Genomic DNA, 16797 nt, shown 5'->3' on the forward strand with positions numbered 1-16797 from the left:
GCTCTTTTAGTTTTTAGCTCGTTGGGAAATCAATTCTTCCGCTCTAGCTTCTTGGCGACGGAACTCTTCGCTCTCGAACTCTGAGTAGTTCATCTGCTTGAAGACATTGATCAGCTCCTTGAAGTACTCGGACACTTCGACGAAGCCCTCGAAGGAGAAGTTCATACAGCAGACCTGCATCACACGGCTAACCATGTACTCCTGACGCTTCAGTGAGCAGTTGCAGTCGATCGGGTCAAAGGCATCCTGCTGACAGATGACGAAGTCGATCAGCTCAGACTTCCAGAAGGTGACGTGGTAGTCCAAAGGTACCCCATCATCACCAAGGATGTTGATCTGCTCAGCGATTTCCTTGCCTCGGATGAGCCATTGCTTCATCTGATTGACCTTGTCGATCCAGCCCGATCCGATGTGATCACCTACGTAGTCTTGGAACTCTGGATACTCCAGATACTTCGAATAGCTATCGATAGGGTTGACGGCTGGGTAGCGCTTACGGTCAGCGCGCTCCTGCTCTAGGGCGTAGAAGCAGCGAGCTACCTTCTTAGTATTCTCCGTGACAGGCTCCTTGAGGTTACCCCCTGCAGGAGAAACCGTCCCGATGAATGTAACGGAACCAGTGGCACCATTCTTCAGATGGACAAAACCGGCACGTGCATAGAAGTTCGCCACGATAGCAGAGAGGTCCATTGGGAAGGCATCAGGGCCTGGAAGTTCTTCAAGACGGTTCGACATCTCACGTAGAGCCTGAGCCCAACGGGAAGTAGAGTCGGCCATCAATAGCACCTTGAGCCCCATGCTTCGGTAGTATTCAGCGATGGTCATCGCTGTATAGACCGAGGCTTCACGTGCTGCCACAGGCATGTTAGAGGTATTAGCGATGATGATCGTACGCTCCATCAGAGGGCGACCGGTATTAGGGTCAAGGAGTTCTGGGAATTCCTTGAAGACTTCTACTACCTCATTCGCACGCTCACCACAGGCAGCGATGATCACGATATCAGCCTCTGCCTGCTTACTGATCGCATGCTGGAGGACCGTCTTCCCTGTACCGAAGGGACCAGGGATAAAGCCTGTCCCCCCCTCGACAATGGGATTCATCGTATCGATCATACGTACTCCCGTCTCTAGGAGCTTATGAGGACGTGGCTTATCAGCATAGCAAGTGATCGGGCGCTTGACGGGCCACTTCTGCTTCATGGTGATAGCATGCTCCTGACCATCCTGATCGACGAGGATCGCAATGGTATCCTTGACGGTGTACTTACCTTCACCCTCGAGGCTCTTGATGGTGTAGATCCCGTCCATAGTGAAGGGGACCATGATCTTGATCGGCTGGAAGTTCTCCTCGACCTGACCGAGCCAAGAGCCAGCAGTGACACGATCACCGACCTGGGCAAGAGGCTTGAAATCCCAGAGTTTGTCGCCATCGAGCGGGTAGGTATAGGTACCTCGGCTGAGGAAGACCCCTTCCATCTTGTCGAGGTCATTCTGAAGTCCGTCATAGTTCTTGGAGAGCATCCCTGGACCTAGCGTGACTTCGAGCATGTGTCCTTCGAAGGTCACGGGGTCACCGATACGCATCCCACGCGTGGATTCGAAGACCTGAGCATAGGCATTCTTCCCACTGACTCGTATGACTTCACTCATCAGAGGGACTCCCCCGACGGTGATATAGCATATCTCATTCTGAGCGACAGGGCCGTCTGCCTCGATAGTCACGAGGTTGGCGACGATACCTTTTACACTACCTTTTGTTGCCATGTATCCCTTATTATTTGGCGCACCACCTCCCTACGTGATGGAGGGTGTGCGTGTACGGTTGAATTTCTGTGTATTCTTTGTGTGGAGAGGAGGAGCTAGCGCTTCTGAGCCTTCTTGAATTCCTGCAGGACGTTAGCGCTCTCACCCTTGAGTGAGAGGACGATCTTACGGAAGGTGGCTTCACCTGTCTTCTCATCCAGCTGTGACCAGCGCTCGAGGATGGAGAGACGTAGGTAATAGCAGAGCACATTGTCTATATCGAAGATGCGGACGAAGGTCCAATCATCCATCCATTGCCACTTCAGCAGGTCAATCAGACGCTCACGACGGGCTATATCTCGCTCTTCTGCGATCTGAATGACCTTAGGAAGATAGGGTAGATGCTCGCCAAGATCGAAGTCTTTAGCCTTCGAATGAAGGAGATGTTGCTCTACTTCGCCCTCACCGACGATGTATCTCGAGGCATCCCAGCCCAGTCGACGACAGGTGAAGACGGCAAGGATATTGCGGATGTTCTTGTTCAAGCTGAACCATTCTCGGAGGAAGTCACTCCCTACTGCGCCTACTGAGTCGTAGTAATAGCCGGTAAGCAGGTCTTCGAGAAGTAAGCGATCAGCCCCGATCTCTTCGAAGCGAGAGGGACGCTGATCGGACTCTTCGACGAAGTCTGTAGCCACAGCCTTGCGGTAAAAGAGATCGTAGACAAAGCGAACGATATAGGCGGGAAGTTCCTTCACACGAGGAGACTTCTTCCCAGCGTCTGCTGCTCTAGCGACTTGCTGAAGAAGGCTTACGAAGAGCTCTTCTCTCGTGGGCTCCGTCTCTACAGGCCCGTAGGAGATCTCCTGAGATTCTTCCTCGATTTCTACCGGAGTGAGGCGCCCTTCGGCGATCCAGCCGAGGACTTCCTTATTGAGAGGCTCCAGGCGGAGTATCTCTAGGTAGGAGCGATCTCGCTTAGTCAGGATGGGTAACAGCTCTTCATAGAAAGCCTCTGTAGAGAAAGGAGGCTTGGGGGTATCCACCGTGACGTTCGGCAGTCCTGATACCAGAGCGTAGTACTTAGCCATGTGTGCTCTACATTATATACTAATCTGTTCAGGACTAGAAGAGCATCTTGGTCATCTCTGGACGGAGGAAACTCTTAAATAGTTCGATAAACTCGGATTCGCCGAACTGAACCTTGAAGCTCCCATCTTGTGGAGCGATCGTGAAGTCAGTAGGTTTGCCTGCCACTGAGCGGATAGAGACGCCACGCTCTAGGAGAGCCTTAGCGTTGGCAGCGAAGTAGGAGCGCAGACCTTCGGCATCGCCCGTCGAGATCTCAATGCCACGATTGAGATCAAAGCCCTCTGCGAGCTTGAGGATGAACTTCTGGATGAAGGTCTGATCAGCGGTGAGCGCCTGGACATTAGCCCGAGCTATGTCGCCCTGGATCTGATCAGCGATGCTGCTCTTCAGTGAATCGATGAGTTGGGAGGTGTAGAGCCGTAGCTCTGATTCGGTGTTTTTCTTGAGTTCGCTAGCGCGACGTTCGGCGGTCTTGACGATCTCGTCAGCTCGGCTGGCAGCCTCAGCTTCGATCTTCTTGGCTTTTGCTTCGGCCTCGGCTATGAGGCGATCTGCTTCGGCTTGGCCTTGTTGGACCCCTTCTTTGTAGATCTTCTCGGTCAGTTCTTGAATTTTTGCATCCATATCTGATTGTATTTGCTTTGTCTACGATGCAGTGGGAGAAGAGTTACTCACCCGTGCGGAAGCAAAGATAAGCAATTTATCCATACGACAAAGAGTGTAAAGCCAAGGTAAAAAAACAAGTAATTCTAGACTCCATCTCAGGATAAAAAGAAGCGAAGAATAGGAGATCACGCTCCCCCTTACAGGGACATCCCGAGCACCTATCAAAGAGCCGAATCTCCCATATCAAATCACCCCTCTCTGCTCTAGTGCTACCTTCACCGTATCTACCGTCACTATATCCGTCGTAGTGATACGATAGGGGGTAAGACCATACTTGCCAAGGAGCTGATCTTTCAGTGCATCACGAGCCTTTTGATCAGCATGTCCTCGGTGGTATCTCCAGCCATCGACCTCGATCGTAAGTAGAGGTTGTCGTGTCAATGCATTATAGACGAGGAAGTCTACATGTGCCAGTGGGCTCAAAGCAAATGCTCGCTCCTCCTCAGTGAGCAGATCCCAGCCGGCGATCAACTTGGAGAGCGGGTAATGTGCTACTACAGCTCGGTGGCACCCACCGAGCTGATCGAGTGCCTTAAGAAGCGTATCATAGACGAGCTGCTCCGACAGATGGTCCATCGACTGATGATGCCTGGCCTGATATGCTAGGCGCTCTGCGGTATACTGCCGGTAGAGCAGATCGAAGACTGAATGAAGAAGGCTCTCCTTCACCTCGAAGTTGTGGTAGCGGATGTAGGCGATGAGCTGGGCTAGATTTGATTCCTGAGGGATGTCATTGCCTGTCGTGACGAGATAGAGATGCTTCTTCGCTCGGGAGATAGCTACGTTGAGTAGGTTAGGATCATCGGAGAAGGTCGTCGGAGTATTATTCACCGTGCTCATGATGATCGTGTCACACTCTCGTCCTTGATACTTATGTACAGTGCTGGCGATCTCTTTCCCCAGCACCTTATTTATTTCCTCTGCCTGCTCTTTGTAGGGAGTGATGATCCCGACACTACCCATATCCTCCTCGGCTAATAGTTCAGGCATGACCTCCTGAGCGATGACGTCGATCTCACGCTGATTGAGAAGGCCTCGCGCATGATTGCCTTTCACCGTCCGGATGACCTGCAGTGCCCTACCCGCTCCAGTATCAGTCGTCATCGTGACAAGCTCTCCGTCATAGAACTGCTCATTGCAAAAGCCGATGATCTCTGGGTGACAGCGGTAGTGCTCTCTGAGAAGCGTGGAGGGAGCATCTCTGAAGACTCCGGCACAAGACTGTAAGAAGCTATGCGTGGATGCTCGATAGCAGTCGGCTACCTGATAGCTATCCTCGATACTCTGTAGTACGAGCAGGTCTTCTCTAGTGACCACATTGGGGAGCTGCTTATCGTCACCGACGATGACTGCATTCGTAGCGCAGGAGAGCGCTAAGGCACCCGTCTTGATATCTACCTGCGAAGCCTCGTCCATGATCACGTAGTCAAAGACCCGAGCAGGGCTGATACAGTTGCGAGCAGAGTATGTCGTACTCAGCACTACGGGATATTCGCTTAGGAAGGCTTTGCTTCTCGTCTTGAGTTCTTTGATCTTGAAGATCTCCCTTACCTGCCCAGAGAAGCGCTGAGCCATCACATGCTTGAGGATCTGTAGCGAAGAAGAGGTCAGTGTACGGACCTGCTCTGCTAGATTCATTTCTTCGAGCGCCTTCGTCTCCCGATGAAGCTCCTCCTTCAGCATAGTTTCAGCTGCTTGATAATAGGCTTGCTCTAGCACCGTGATGATATCTGATAGTTCTCCTCGGAGGAACTTCAGGGCATGCCAGCCCAGAGTGAACGACCAGCGCAGGCGAAACCAGAAGCTCAGTTGCTTGCCCTGCTCCAGCCAGCTTCGACACTGGTAGAGGAGCTTCATGATCTTATCCGCATGCCGGTGGATGAGCCAGCCTGTATCCTGACTCGAAGGGCGCTGGAGTAGTTCATTATATTTCTTCTCCCTCAGCAGAGTATCCAGGTCCGATAGGAGCCTAGCCTTCGCCGTCTGATGACCGAATCCACGCTCCACACGCTGAAGCGCCTCATGAGCCCGCCGCTGGATCGGCTTAGCATCCTTCAGTAGCCACGAAGACATATCGGGATAATCCTCCTCCTGCTGGGCGATGAAGGCCTCCTTATTCTTGACACTTCCCAGCTGAGCTACTAGGAAGCCCAGCCCCTCACGCTGGAGCTTCTCGGCGACATTCTCTACCGCCGAATTATTGTTCGATACGATGAGGACGGTCTTCCCTGCTATGAGAAGGTTCGAGATGATATTGAGGATCGTCTGCGTCTTCCCTGTACCTGGAGGCCCTTGGATGATACTTACCTGATGGGTCAGCGCATGCTCTACGGCCTGCTTCTGACTAGCATTGCACCCGAAGGGATAGTAGATCTGACTAGGCTGTCGATAGACACGAAGCTTGGTAGCGTCACCAAGATACTGGGCTAGTGGTACATTATCTCGGCAGACATCCAGTTGCTCGTACTGCATACTGAGGATATTCTTCCCCGCTTCTACTTCTATCCCAGTCTCCACTGCGAGCTTCTTGAGGTAGCTCCACAGTGATCCCCCCGTCTCATCTATTGGCGTACGGGTGATATAGACCTGCTTACCCTCGATGAACTTCACACGACCCTTGGTGTCGGTGAGACGATAGTACGTGTACCGATCGTCTGAGAAGCGAAGGAGCTCCTGCACATCGGAGAAGCGCACATTGCGGACATACAGCCCCCGACCACCTAAGTCGATCGTCTCAGGTCTATTCAAGTAGACCAGGCGCTCCGGATGATAGTGGAAGACACGTGGTGAAGTAGAGAAGCACACCTCCCAATATCCCCGAGCATCATGCTTGATCGAAGCGATCTGCTCCGTGATAAACATCTGCCTACTATCTTTATTCTTCAAGTCGATGATCAAGCACTGCCTTGAATCCATAGATCTACTCGCTACTCTAATTTATGGTGATTCTCCCCTTCCCCTAAGCACATACTTACCCGAGGTAATAGGCCCGTGCTCCACACAAAGGCCAAGAAAAGCAAGGGCAAAAATAGGAAGAAAGCTGGAGGCAGATGCTAGCTAGGAGCTTCACTGCCTGTGAGGGGAAAAAAATTACCTGCCATCTCGGCTCGAGATGACAGGTAATTATGCTGGCCCTTACGGCAAGAGTCTCTTGGCTTGAGCCTCTACGAAGGAGGGCTGTAGCCTACTCCTCGGGGAGGAACATCTTCACTAGGACGATCTTCGTCGAAGTACTTCGGAGGATCTCAAAGCGAAGATCCCCGATCTCCAGCACTTGTCCCTGCGAGGGAATGCTGGGATGATGGTCGAGGATGAAGCCTGCGATCGTCATGAAATCCTCATCTTCGGGAAGGGCTAGACTGAACTTATCATTGATATCATCGATCTCCATGCGCCCGCTGAATATGAAGGTATGATCATCTATCTTCTTAGCCACTCGCTTCTGATGGTCATGTTCGTCCTCGATATCCCCAAAGAGCTCTTCGACAATATCCTCCAGCGTGACCATACCTGCCGTACCGCCGAGCTCATCGATCACGATGGCGATGCTCTTCTTGCGCTGCATGAGGAGTTTCATCAGCGTGCTGGCGGGCATGCTCTCTGGGACAAAGAGCCCCGAGACAATGCGATGCTGCCAGTCCTTCCCCCGAAACATCTCGCTCGAGTGAATGTAGCCGACGACCTCGTCTATATTCTCCTTGTAGATGATGAGCTTAGAGAGCCCCGTGCGTACAAAGAGCGCTTCGAGATGATCTAGGGTAGAGTCGTAGCTCGCACCGACGATCTCGTTGCGGGGGATCATGCAGTCACGTACCTGGAGTTCGGAGAAGGAGATGGCATTCTGGATGATCTTCACCTCCGTCTCAAGACCCGACGCTTGTCCATCATCGGAGCTGTGCGTGAGATAATACTCTAGGTCGACGGAAGAGAGCTGAGGGCGAAGAGCAACACTCTTGGTACGCTGCCCTGCGATGAAGAGGATGGCGCGCGTCACTAGCCCGATGAACCAAGCGAATGGGTACAGCAGGGCGTAGATCAAGAAGAGAACTCCCGAGAAGAAGTGCATCGTGCGGTTGGGATTAGCACGAAAAGTCACCTTCGGGAGGAACTCTCCGACGAAAAGTATCAGCAGGGTACTTAGCACCGACTGGGCAAGTAGGATGAGGACATCACTCTCACCGAAGACCAGTCTCAGCCAAGGCTCCATGAGGATGGCCATCAAGAGCCCGTAGATGACGAGTGCTACGTTATTGCCCAGCAGCATCGTCGTGATGAATTGATCTGGACGGGCGTAGAGGATACCAAGTATCTTGGCCGAGAGTCCGCCTCGATTTCGGTCCAGCTCTAGGCGAAGCTTATCCGAAGACAAGAAAGCAATCTCCATCCCCGAAAAAAATGCCGAGGCGATGAGACTGAGAAGGATATAGAAATAGATCATCGTGAAGCGAGCACGTGGAGGACAAGACTAGCGAGCGGGCGCCCTCCGCAGAGCGGTATCAGGCTTAGTCGCTGGTGCGCTAGCAGGAGAAGGTGAGGGAGATGCAGGGGGAGCGGAGGGCTTGTCTTCATCATAATCGAAAGCCCCCTTATTATCATAGATCTCGTACCAACTGAGATCGTCCTTGGCATTGAAGTGCGAACCTCGGAGTTCTTTCCCCTGAGTGAAGAAGTAGGTCGTATCGTTGGAGTAGAGACGACGCTCATCACGGAGCCAGAAGAGCTGACGTGTCTTCAGGCGCTGCCCGTCGGGGCCCTGTACTTGGACGTGACCAATGAGTTCCCATTCCTCCTTATCGGGACGGCGAATAGCCGAATCCGCCTTGATGAAGACTTGACTTCCCTGCTTCAGGTCATAGGGACGAAGGAGGAGTCCACGAGGGAATACCCACTCGTTACGCTCTGGACGCTCATAGATCAGCAGTTCGGGCGCCGTCATGCGATAGCGGATCATCCCGGAGTCAGATATGAGCGTATTGAGCTGGAGCGTGCGAGCCGTGTAGAGAGAATCGGGATTGACGGCGAGGTTCTTTACCTCGACCTTCTTCTGCTCACAGGAATAGAGTCCGAGGAGAAGGGATACGACGAGCGCACCTACTCCATAGCGGGAGGCGCAGGAAAGGAAAGACCTCCGCAGCCAAGACGAAGTGTCCTGACTGCGGAGGGCTTGTCCCCTCGCTCCTGCACTCAAGTGCGAAGGGAGATCAGACATATAGAGATGTCGTGGAGTGATTAAGGGATGACGACACTTTCGCCACCGAAGCTAACCGTAGCACCACGCTTGATGCTGGGGTGCATGAAGATCTCCTGTGCGGAGGGCAGATAGCGGGAGTAGTTGGCGATAGCACGATTAGCCTGTGCAGCGACAGAGGGGTCGACACTAGCTGCATGGCGGAGCTTGTTGATGACAAGGTAGTAGTAGCAGCGCTGCATGATCTTGTCATCCTGATAGTAGCGACTAGCGTTACCAGCGGAGAGTTCGGCCAGATAGATAAGTACCTTACCGTTGCGTGGGTTCTCAGCTAGGATCTTGTTACCATAAGTGATAGCTGCACTGCTGTTGCGCTGGACCTGTGCGATCTGGAAGAGCGCTTCGTAGCACTTGAGACGGTCGGAGGAATTCTGAGCAAGATCAATGGCCTTGTTGAGGAACTCCGTAGCCTCCGTATAGCGCTTCTCACGGATAGCTTCACCAGCGATACCCATAGCAGCGGTGACCGAAGGCTCCATATCGAAGAGGTAGCGACCGGCGCGCGAAGAGGCAGCGCAAGAGCATCCTGCACGCTGGAAGAGTGCAAGCACGGTCTGCAGGTAGTTCTTATCAGCCTTATGCTGGTCGATCTTATCTACGGTGTAGGTCTTCTCGAGCTTGTCACAGCTAGCCAGACCGCTCTGAGCGAACTCACCATCCATTTGGTTCTTGTAGACCTCGATGACCTTCTTAGCTTCGTCTGTCTCAGCGGCAGCGAGGACAGCGTCGGCGTATTCAGCGGCCTGCGTATACTCATTGATATACTGGTCGATCTTCGACTCATCCTTAGAGGCGATGAGGCGTGAGCTGAAGGCGTAGTAGTAGAGTACCTGGATAGGCGTCTGCTCCTTGTAGCGCTCTACGACGGGCTTAGCCCACTTGTAGACCTGAGTGAAGTCAGCGTCAGCGCCACCGAGGGTCTTATAGTCCTCGATCTTGTCAGCGATGATCTGAGCTGCCCCGACCTTAGCGTCATCACCGAAGTAGGTGATACGGTCATCATAGAGCTTCATCAGACGATCTAGGATCTTCTTCTTGTCAGCTGGAGTCTTAGCCTGAGCGTGCTTCCAGTGGAGGATCTTAGCGCCGATGATGTATATGTTCTTAGATGCGGCAGGGCAATCATTGTAGGCTCTCTGCCAAGGCTCGTAAGCGTCGGCATAGTTACCCGTTCTCCCAAAGCTCGTCAGTAGGCTGATACTTTGGCGGCAGCGGATGCTGTCTTCTCCTGAGCCAAAAGGAGTACCTGTAGCTCTACCGGTCTGGGCATAAGCAGCCGTCGAGAGAAGTCCGAGTGCTGCTACTAGGATCATTCTGTTCAGTTTCATTGTCTCTTTTCTTTAGTGTAATAAATGGATTAGCTCGTACTTAGTCCGTAGCTAGTAGGATGAGGGACTGGGGGGAGGGTGCTAGTTGATGCGAGCCTTCCTGAACCAGCTCTCATTGAAGAGGATCCCCACGGTGAGGCCTAGAGCATGCTCCTTGATCATGCTGGACACTTGGGGGCGAAGATACTTATAGTCTACGGTGATATTGACGAGCGATCGGCGATCTATGAGGGGTATCCCTACCCCGACAGATGCGGTAAATTCATTGTAGCCTGCACGCCCACTCCCTACGGTAGGTACGAGCATGTAGGAGTTAGCTCCACTGAGTCCGAAGCGATAGCGTGAGCGAGCGAAGAGGCCACGACCACGGGTATCAGGGATCCATTCGGCACCCAGTCCTATGCGATAGAGGTCACGAGGAGCAGCTCCATCTTGGATAAGCCCACTGGCCTTGCTCCACTGCATGTAGGAGACATTGTAGCCGACGAGGAAGGATTCGTTGTGTCGGTAGGTCGTCCCGAAGGAGATGCTCATCGGTACGTGATGGAGCGTGCGGGAGGAGATGGTATCCGAGGACTCGGGTACGAGGCGACTAGAGTTCTCAGCGCTGATGAAGTGCTGATTGATCAGCTCCGAGCGTAGCTTCATCTCTGGGGAGAAGGTGGCGCCGAAGGTCAAGCTCTGACCCTTCTTCTTATCGAAGTTCAGCTGGTACTGCAGCCCGAAGTCTGCCTTGAAGCCCTTGAGCTGTAGCTGGGTGCGGTAGAAGGGATTGGAAGCACCCTCTGTGCCGAGTACCACCTGACGCTCATGGATGGTATAGCCGAAGACGTACGAGGCGTTCGCCCCAAGAGAGACGTTGCCGATACGCCCACCGACGCCGAGATAGACATCATTGAAGCTCCCCTGTCCGGAGTAAGCTCTCTGGTAGGTATTCTGACTATCTCCCTTGAGCTTCTCCAGGCTACCGAAGCGATAGCCCACGGTAGAGAAAGGCATGATCCCTGCACTCACCGCTAGATGATGGCTGATGGGGAAGAGGATGGTCGCATAGTCGAGATTACCGAGCACACGACGATCCTTCTGCTTGCCTTCTTCGAGGAACGAACCTCGTAGCGAGACAGCCAGATCCATGATGAAGGTCATGGAGTCCACTGCGGTATAGGAGGCTGGGTTGGCAGGGTTGACGATGAGCCCGTCTCTAAGGCCTGCACCTAGCCCACCGAGGGCTCGGGTGGTGGCTGTCTGTCGCAAACCAAGGGTCCCGTAGCCGAAGCGGCTATAGGGTGACCGGTCAGAGTTATTCTGAGCGACGAGGCTACCTGTCGTTAGACCAGCGAGTACCCCCACAGAGAGGACACGGCCGAGGATCTTATTCCATTGTATCATTTGTTGTACTCCAGTATCTTGTTCAGTCCATAGAGGACGAGGTCGGGCTCTACACGTACGTCCTCGGGGAGGGCGTGCTCGATGACCGAGGCATCGCCACCGGTGACAAATACCCTCGCCTCGGGGCTCTTGGCTTTGACCTCCTCTATATAGCCCTGGATCTCATGGATGACTCCTCTGAGGACTCCTATGGAGATCGCCTCGATAGTGGTCTGTCCGAAGGCTTGCTCCTGCTGCTCCAGATCCTGAATGAGCGGGAGGCGGGAGGTGAAGTGATTCAGGGCCTTGAGCCGTGTGTATAGTCCAGGGGAGATGTTCCCCCCCATATATTCCCCAGATGGGGATACATACTCAAAGGTGATCGCCGTCCCTAGGTCGATGACCAGAAGGGGTACGCCCTCAGGAGCCAAGGAATAGGCTCCTACGACGGCCGCTATACGATCGCTCCCTAGGCGAGATCGGTCATAGGCGACCTGGACGGGTACAGCGACACGCTCATCCACCATACACACGGTGGAGAGCTGCTCTGTGAGCAGGCTAAGCAATGTCTTGTCTACACTAGCGACAGAGCTGTAGATAGCAGCATCCAGAGCTGGATGGTCAGCTAGGATGCGCCCAGCTTCTCGGAGGGAAACCTGCGGGAATGAGTAGTGAGCGATGAGCTCCCCTCTATCCGCAACAGCCACTTTGCAGACTGTGTTCCCCTGATCGATGATTAAATTCACTTAGTGGTTAGCTAGTCAATGGTACCACAAAGAAAGGGCTTTTCTGTGGAATATACCGCACTGAGGCCACTCAGGAGGGGCAGATCAGGTCGATGTGGTAGCACATGACAGGGGTAAGAGATCAGTCAAAGAGAGGCTCTCCCTCACCGACGAGCTCATGTAGCCGACGCAGTGCCTTGTCCTCAGCCTGACGCATCTGGAGCTCATCCTCGGGGGTCTTGTCCTTGAGTCCGCAGAGGTGCAGGACGCCATGGATGATCACACGGTGGAGCTCCTCTTCGTACTCCGTGCCGAGGAGCTCAGCATTGCTACGTACGGTATCGAGGCTGATGAGCATATCTCCAGAGATCACCTCCCCTTCGCTCTCGTCGAAGGTGATGATATCTGTATAGTAGTCATGATCGAGGAAGTCTTGGTTCGTCTGCAGGATGCGCTCATCTCCACAGAACTGGTAGCAGAGCTCACCCACCTGACGGTCGTAGCTCGAAGCTACCTCACGGATCCAGGTGCGGAGCGTCTTCTCTCGGAGGCGAGGCTCCTCGACATCCTCATCGGTATAGTAGGCGATCTGATCTATTTCTTTCGGCATAATGATGCTGTACTGAATTGGTCTAGTCTTTCTTGAGCAAGGGCTCTTCGTCCTCGAGACGACCATGCCCATAGCGCAGGACTTCGAAGGGCTCCTCTGTACAATCAACGATCGTAGAGGGGGCAAGTGGGATATCCCCTGCGTCTAGGATGGTACGCACCCCTCGCCCGAAGCGCTCGTCGATGAGCTCGGGGTTGGTGCAGTACTCGGGCTCTTCTTCATTCTCCAGAGGGAGCGAAGAGGTGATGAGAGGATTGCCTAGATGCTCTGCGAGGAGCCGGCCTATGGGATGCTGTGCCAGGCGCACCCCGACCTCCTTGCGTTGCTTGAAGATCTTGGGCAATGCTCCCGAAGCGGGCAGGATGAAGGTATAGTTGACCTCGTGGTCCTTGATGAACTTGAAGGCTCGGTCATTCATCTTGCAGTACTCGGAGACCTGGCTCAGCGAAGCACAGGCGATGGAGAGTGCCTTCTTCTTGGGATCGATCTGCTTGAGGCGACAGATCTCTTCGATCGCTCTCTGGTGCAGGGCATCACAGCAGTAGGCGTAGCCCGAGGATGTGGGGTAGATGAAGACCGCCCCATCCCGCAGTTCGTCCACCAGGAGGGACAGCTGCCTGTAGTCAGGGGCATCTGGGTATATCTTCGTGAGCATAGTGGTAGTATGTATTTAGTAGTATGTATTTAGTGGAGTATGATGCTTGGGCTAGTAGTAGGTAGTTAGTGCTCGAGGAGGCTCTCCTGACGGACTACCTCGTAGATGAGGATACCGCCAGCGACAGAGACATTGAGCGAACCGATAGCACCCGCCTGAGGGATGCGTACGATCTGGTCTGCTCGGCGAAGGACTTCCGTAGAGACGCCGTGGTCTTCAGCTCCGAGCACAAGGCCAAGCGGGAGCGAGAGCGTACTCTGGGTATAGACGTCGGTAGCCTTCTCCGAAGCAGCGACGATGCGCACACCATTCTCCTGCAGGATGGTGACAGCTGCTCCGATCGAGGAGACACGGCAGACAGGGATACGATGCAGAGCACCCGCCGAAGTCTTCACAGCATCAGCCGTCACGGAGACACTCCCCCGCTCAGGGATGATGAGGGCGTCGACCCCAGCACACTCTGCCGTACGAGCTATAGCACCGAAGTTGCGCACGTCGGTCAGCCCGTCGAGGAGGACAAAGAAGGGTGAGCGTCCCTGCTCATAGAGGAGCGGGATGAGCTGCTCGAGTGAAGTATATTCGATCTCACTGATGAAGGCGATGACGCCCTGGTGCTGCTTGCGTGTCAGGCGCATCAGACGCTCCTCGGGGACGAACTGTATCGGGATCATTCGCTCCTCGGCAAGGGCCATGATACGGCTCACCTCGCCACTACGGAGGCCACGCTTGAGTAGGATCTTGTCGATCTCACGTCCAGCCTCGAGGGCTTCTATGAGCGGATGCATCCCAAAGATCAGGTTGTTCTTTCCCATCAATATCTGTCTTGTCGTATTCTCTATATATGTATAAAGCCCTCGGGAGGGCGGAGTGCAAGGATCTCAGGCAAAGCGCTTGCCGAGAGCCAGACACACTAGGTACAAAGGTACAAAAAGATTGATGCCCCACTCTACGCTCAGCCCGCCCCGTCGTCTCCCCTTCCTCCCTCGCTTAGAGCCCCAAGCCAAAGGAGATCACCCGACTTCACCACCACACATTCCAAGGGCTTAGCCCTCCTCCGACAAGGGGTGATCTTCAGCTGAAAATTCCCCTCCCGAGCGAAGCCCAAAAAGCGCCCTCCACAAACCCTTTATTTAAGCGGGCTGGAGAGGGCTCTTTGACGACCTACGGTAGGTCGTCGAAAAAACCTACTGTAGGTCGCCGATGCGACCCACGGTAGGTCGCTGTGACGACCTACCGTAGGTTTCTCCAGCCACCTACCCAGAGCGTGGGGCTCCGACCTGCCGTAATCGGGCTAAAAAGTGTATATTTGTGGCTAATAAATTGGCGGTAATAGACGTGTTTAAGATCGTAGATAAGTACATCCTCCGGAATTTCATCCCGCTCTTCGTGATGAGCTTTGCCGTGTGCTGGTTCATCGTGGTGATGCAGTTCCTTTGGCGCTACATCGACGAACTCGTCGGTAAGGGGCTCAGTGGCTTCATGCTCCTGCAGATCATCTTCTACGCCGCCCTCTCCTTCGTGCCGATGGCTCTGCCCCTAGGCATCCTGCTGGCGTCGCTGATGACGCTGGGCAACCTCGGAGAGCGTCTGGAGCTCCTCGCCCTCAAGGCCTCTGGCATCCGCCTATATCGCATCATTAGCCCCATCGTCCTGCTTGTCGTCGGGATGGCATGCGGGCTTTTTTATTTCCAGAATGACCTGATGATCCGAGCGCAGGTGCGTATGTGGACGATGATCATATCGGCCAGGTTCGCTACGCCCGAGATGGAGATCTCCCCAGGCATATTCTATACGGGCATCCCGGGCTATAGTCTCTATGCCAAGGAGCGTGACCCTCAGAATGGACTCCTCAAGCGTCTGATGGTCTACGATATGAGCCGAGGCTACCTCAACCCTCGTATCATCCGAGCCGACTCGGGCCGTCTGGTGATGGACAAGAGCAAGAAGTTCCTTGTCCTAAAGCTCTACAAAGGTCAGAGCTTCGAGAACCTCCAGTCGCAGACCTACAATACCTCTACCGACCCTGTCCCCTACATGCTCCCTCGCTTCGACTACAGCGAGACCTTCATCCCCTTCGACACGAATATCAAGATGCAGGACGAGCAGGAGCTCGGGTCGATGTACGTCGGGAAGAACCTCCATCAGCTCCAGGTCTCCATCGACTCGATGATCCCGATCCTCGACAGCACTCGCTACAGCTATGCTCGCGTCGTCCAGACGGGGATCCTCACCGGTCACTACCAGAGCTCGCCCTATGCCTACGAGGATAGTAGTGCTCTGGCTACACAGGAGGCACGCATTGCCCAGCTCGAGGAGCACTACCGTCACCCCAAGGCCGAGGACGCTCAGAAGCTCCCCAGCCTCTCGCTCCGAGACAGCCTACAGGCCATCGACATGGCACTAGACAAGGCCGCCCGCATCCAGGACGAAGCTCGTATCTACAGCGCTTCGGATGACGGCGCCTTCTACTCGTACCGCACCTTCCATCAGGAGTGGCACCGCAAGTTCACCTACCCGGTCTCTTGCATCATCTTCTGCCTCATCGGTGCCAGCCTAGGCGCCATCGTACGGCGTGGGGGGATAGGGATGCCGATCATCATCTCGATCTTCTTCTTCGTCGTCTACTTCATCATCGACTCCTTCGGGACGAATATGCTCCGCAACGAGACCATCCCCATCTGGCTCGGGATGTGGCTCAGCAATATCATGCTATTCCCCGTAGGGATCTTCCTAGCCTACAAGGCTAATCAGGACTCTTCAGCGCTCAACGTAGAGGCCTACGTCATCTTCTTCCGCAAGCTCTTCGGCTTCCGTGGGGTGCGCAAGGTCGAGTACCAAGAGCTCGTCATCGAAGAGACCGACTACGTCGCTGGGGCTCACTCCGTGGCTCTAGCTCAGGAGCACACCGAGGCTCTACTGAAGAGTCCCCTGCTGGCTCAGCCCATCTGGCGTATCTGGCGCTACGGGCGCTATCAGGAGGATCTCCTCCATCTAAGCCGGGAGCTCGACGAACTCACCGAGAGTCTTCGCCACACCTCCGCCCGTATGCTCACCAGTAAGCTCGGGGACCTTCCGCTCCTCCCCACGAGGATCTCGCCCCTCCTTCCCCATGAGGAGCGAAGAGGACTTATCTTTGCCCTTGTCCTCCCACTCTCTCTGCCCTTGACCCTCTTCTTCGGTCGGGTACGATCCCACCTGAAGAGTGACCTCAAGACGACCCAGAGTGTGCTGGGGCAGATCGCCCAGGAGGTCGAAGCCGCCCGCCAAGGCACACAAGCAAAAACAAATACAACCGAATACGAATTATCCACTACACCAACTATCCCTTCGGACATCCCTGAAGAGGTAGCCATACAATAGAA

The 16797-nt window shown here is 54.2% G+C and carries 13 protein-coding genes; 1 reads left to right on the top strand and 12 read right to left on the bottom strand.

The window, feature by feature from the left end; all coding sequences use genetic code 11:
• Positions 1–6 precede the first annotated feature (6 nt).
• From HMPREF1556_RS01600 to rlmB, 12 genes are all read right to left on the bottom strand, one after another.
• The gene (locus HMPREF1556_RS01600; RefSeq protein ID WP_021666441.1) at positions 7–1764 is read right to left on the bottom strand and encodes a V-type ATP synthase subunit A; all 1758 of its coding nucleotides are present in this window, start codon (positions 1762–1764) and stop codon (positions 7–9) included.
• A 95-nt stretch (positions 1765–1859) separates the two neighbouring features.
• Positions 1860–2834 carry a DUF2764 family protein gene (locus HMPREF1556_RS01605; protein ID WP_021666442.1) on the bottom strand — a complete coding sequence of 325 codons (975 nt, stop codon included), beginning with the start codon at positions 2832–2834 and terminating at the stop codon, positions 1860–1862.
• 34 nt (positions 2835–2868) lie between these two features.
• On the bottom strand, positions 2869–3459 hold the full coding sequence (locus HMPREF1556_RS01610) for a hypothetical protein (protein ID WP_021666443.1): 591 nt from the start codon (positions 3457–3459) through the stop codon (positions 2869–2871).
• Between the two features lie 225 nt (positions 3460–3684).
• Complete coding sequence (locus HMPREF1556_RS01615) at positions 3685–6417, bottom strand: AAA domain-containing protein (protein ID WP_021666444.1); 2733 nt, start codon at positions 6415–6417, stop codon at positions 3685–3687.
• 268 nt (positions 6418–6685) lie between these two features.
• Positions 6686–7939, bottom strand: coding sequence for a hemolysin family protein (locus HMPREF1556_RS01620; protein WP_021666445.1), 1254 nt, complete (start codon positions 7937–7939; stop codon positions 6686–6688).
• A 27-nt stretch (positions 7940–7966) separates the two neighbouring features.
• The gene (gene lptC / locus HMPREF1556_RS01625) at positions 7967–8710 is read right to left on the bottom strand and encodes an LPS export ABC transporter periplasmic protein LptC (protein WP_021666446.1); all 744 of its coding nucleotides are present in this window, start codon (positions 8708–8710) and stop codon (positions 7967–7969) included.
• 20 nt (positions 8711–8730) lie between these two features.
• On the bottom strand, positions 8731–10077 hold the full coding sequence (locus HMPREF1556_RS01630) for a tetratricopeptide repeat domain protein (RefSeq protein ID WP_021666447.1): 1347 nt from the start codon (positions 10075–10077) through the stop codon (positions 8731–8733).
• A gap of 81 nt (positions 10078–10158) precedes the next feature.
• Complete coding sequence (locus HMPREF1556_RS01635) at positions 10159–11466, bottom strand: hypothetical protein (protein WP_021666448.1); 1308 nt, start codon at positions 11464–11466, stop codon at positions 10159–10161.
• A complete protein-coding gene (locus HMPREF1556_RS01640) occupies positions 11463–12191 on the bottom strand; it encodes a type III pantothenate kinase (protein ID WP_021666449.1) in 729 nt (242 codons plus the stop codon). Before HMPREF1556_RS01640 ends, HMPREF1556_RS01635 begins: the two co-directional genes overlap by 4 nt.
• A gap of 121 nt (positions 12192–12312) precedes the next feature.
• A complete protein-coding gene (gene ybeY, locus HMPREF1556_RS01645) occupies positions 12313–12780 on the bottom strand; it encodes an rRNA maturation RNase YbeY (protein ID WP_021666450.1) in 468 nt (155 codons plus the stop codon).
• A 22-nt stretch (positions 12781–12802) separates the two neighbouring features.
• Entirely contained in the window at positions 12803–13435 is a 633-nt protein-coding gene (locus tag HMPREF1556_RS01650; protein WP_021666451.1) for an L-threonylcarbamoyladenylate synthase, read from the bottom strand.
• 65 nt (positions 13436–13500) lie between these two features.
• Positions 13501–14247 carry a 23S rRNA (guanosine(2251)-2'-O)-methyltransferase RlmB gene (rlmB, locus tag HMPREF1556_RS01655; RefSeq protein ID WP_021666452.1) on the bottom strand — a complete coding sequence of 249 codons (747 nt, stop codon included), beginning with the start codon at positions 14245–14247 and terminating at the stop codon, positions 13501–13503.
• A gap of 523 nt (positions 14248–14770) precedes the next feature.
• On the opposite strand from rlmB, the gene HMPREF1556_RS01660 reads away from it, so the two are divergent.
• Complete coding sequence (locus tag HMPREF1556_RS01660) at positions 14771–16795, top strand: LptF/LptG family permease (protein WP_044125081.1); 2025 nt, start codon at positions 14771–14773, stop codon at positions 16793–16795.
• Positions 16796–16797: the final 2 nt, after the last annotated feature.

Origin of the sequence: Porphyromonas sp. oral taxon 278 str. W7784 (assembly GCF_000467855.2) — a bacterium.
GTDB lineage: Bacteria > Bacteroidota > Bacteroidia > Bacteroidales > Porphyromonadaceae > Porphyromonas.

Bases quoted from the DNA above. Each gene is read 5' to 3' on its own strand.
- HMPREF1556_RS01620 (WP_021666445.1), bottom strand. From the start codon at position 7,939: ATGATCTATTTCTATATCCTTCTCAGTCTCATCGCCTCGGCATTTTTT.
- HMPREF1556_RS01610 (WP_021666443.1), bottom strand. From the start codon at position 3,459: ATGGATGCAAAAATTCAAGAACTGACCGAGAAGATCTACAAAGAAGGG.
- HMPREF1556_RS01635 (WP_021666448.1), bottom strand. From the start codon at position 11,466: ATGATACAATGGAATAAGATCCTCGGCCGTGTCCTCTCTGTGGGGGTA.
- rlmB (WP_021666452.1), bottom strand. From the start codon at position 14,247: ATGGGAAAGAACAACCTGATCTTTGGGATGCATCCGCTCATAGAAGCC.
- HMPREF1556_RS01600 (WP_021666441.1), bottom strand. From the start codon at position 1,764: ATGGCAACAAAAGGTAGTGTAAAAGGTATCGTCGCCAACCTCGTGACT.
- HMPREF1556_RS01630 (WP_021666447.1), bottom strand. From the start codon at position 10,077: ATGAAACTGAACAGAATGATCCTAGTAGCAGCACTCGGACTTCTCTCG.
- HMPREF1556_RS01605 (WP_021666442.1), bottom strand. From the start codon at position 2,834: ATGGCTAAGTACTACGCTCTGGTATCAGGACTGCCGAACGTCACGGTG.
- HMPREF1556_RS01650 (WP_021666451.1), bottom strand. From the start codon at position 13,435: ATGCTCACGAAGATATACCCAGATGCCCCTGACTACAGGCAGCTGTCC.
- HMPREF1556_RS01615 (WP_021666444.1), bottom strand. From the start codon at position 6,417: ATGGATTCAAGGCAGTGCTTGATCATCGACTTGAAGAATAAAGATAGT.
- lptC (WP_021666446.1), bottom strand. From the start codon at position 8,710: ATGTCTGATCTCCCTTCGCACTTGAGTGCAGGAGCGAGGGGACAAGCC.
- ybeY (WP_021666450.1), bottom strand. From the start codon at position 12,780: ATGCCGAAAGAAATAGATCAGATCGCCTACTATACCGATGAGGATGTC.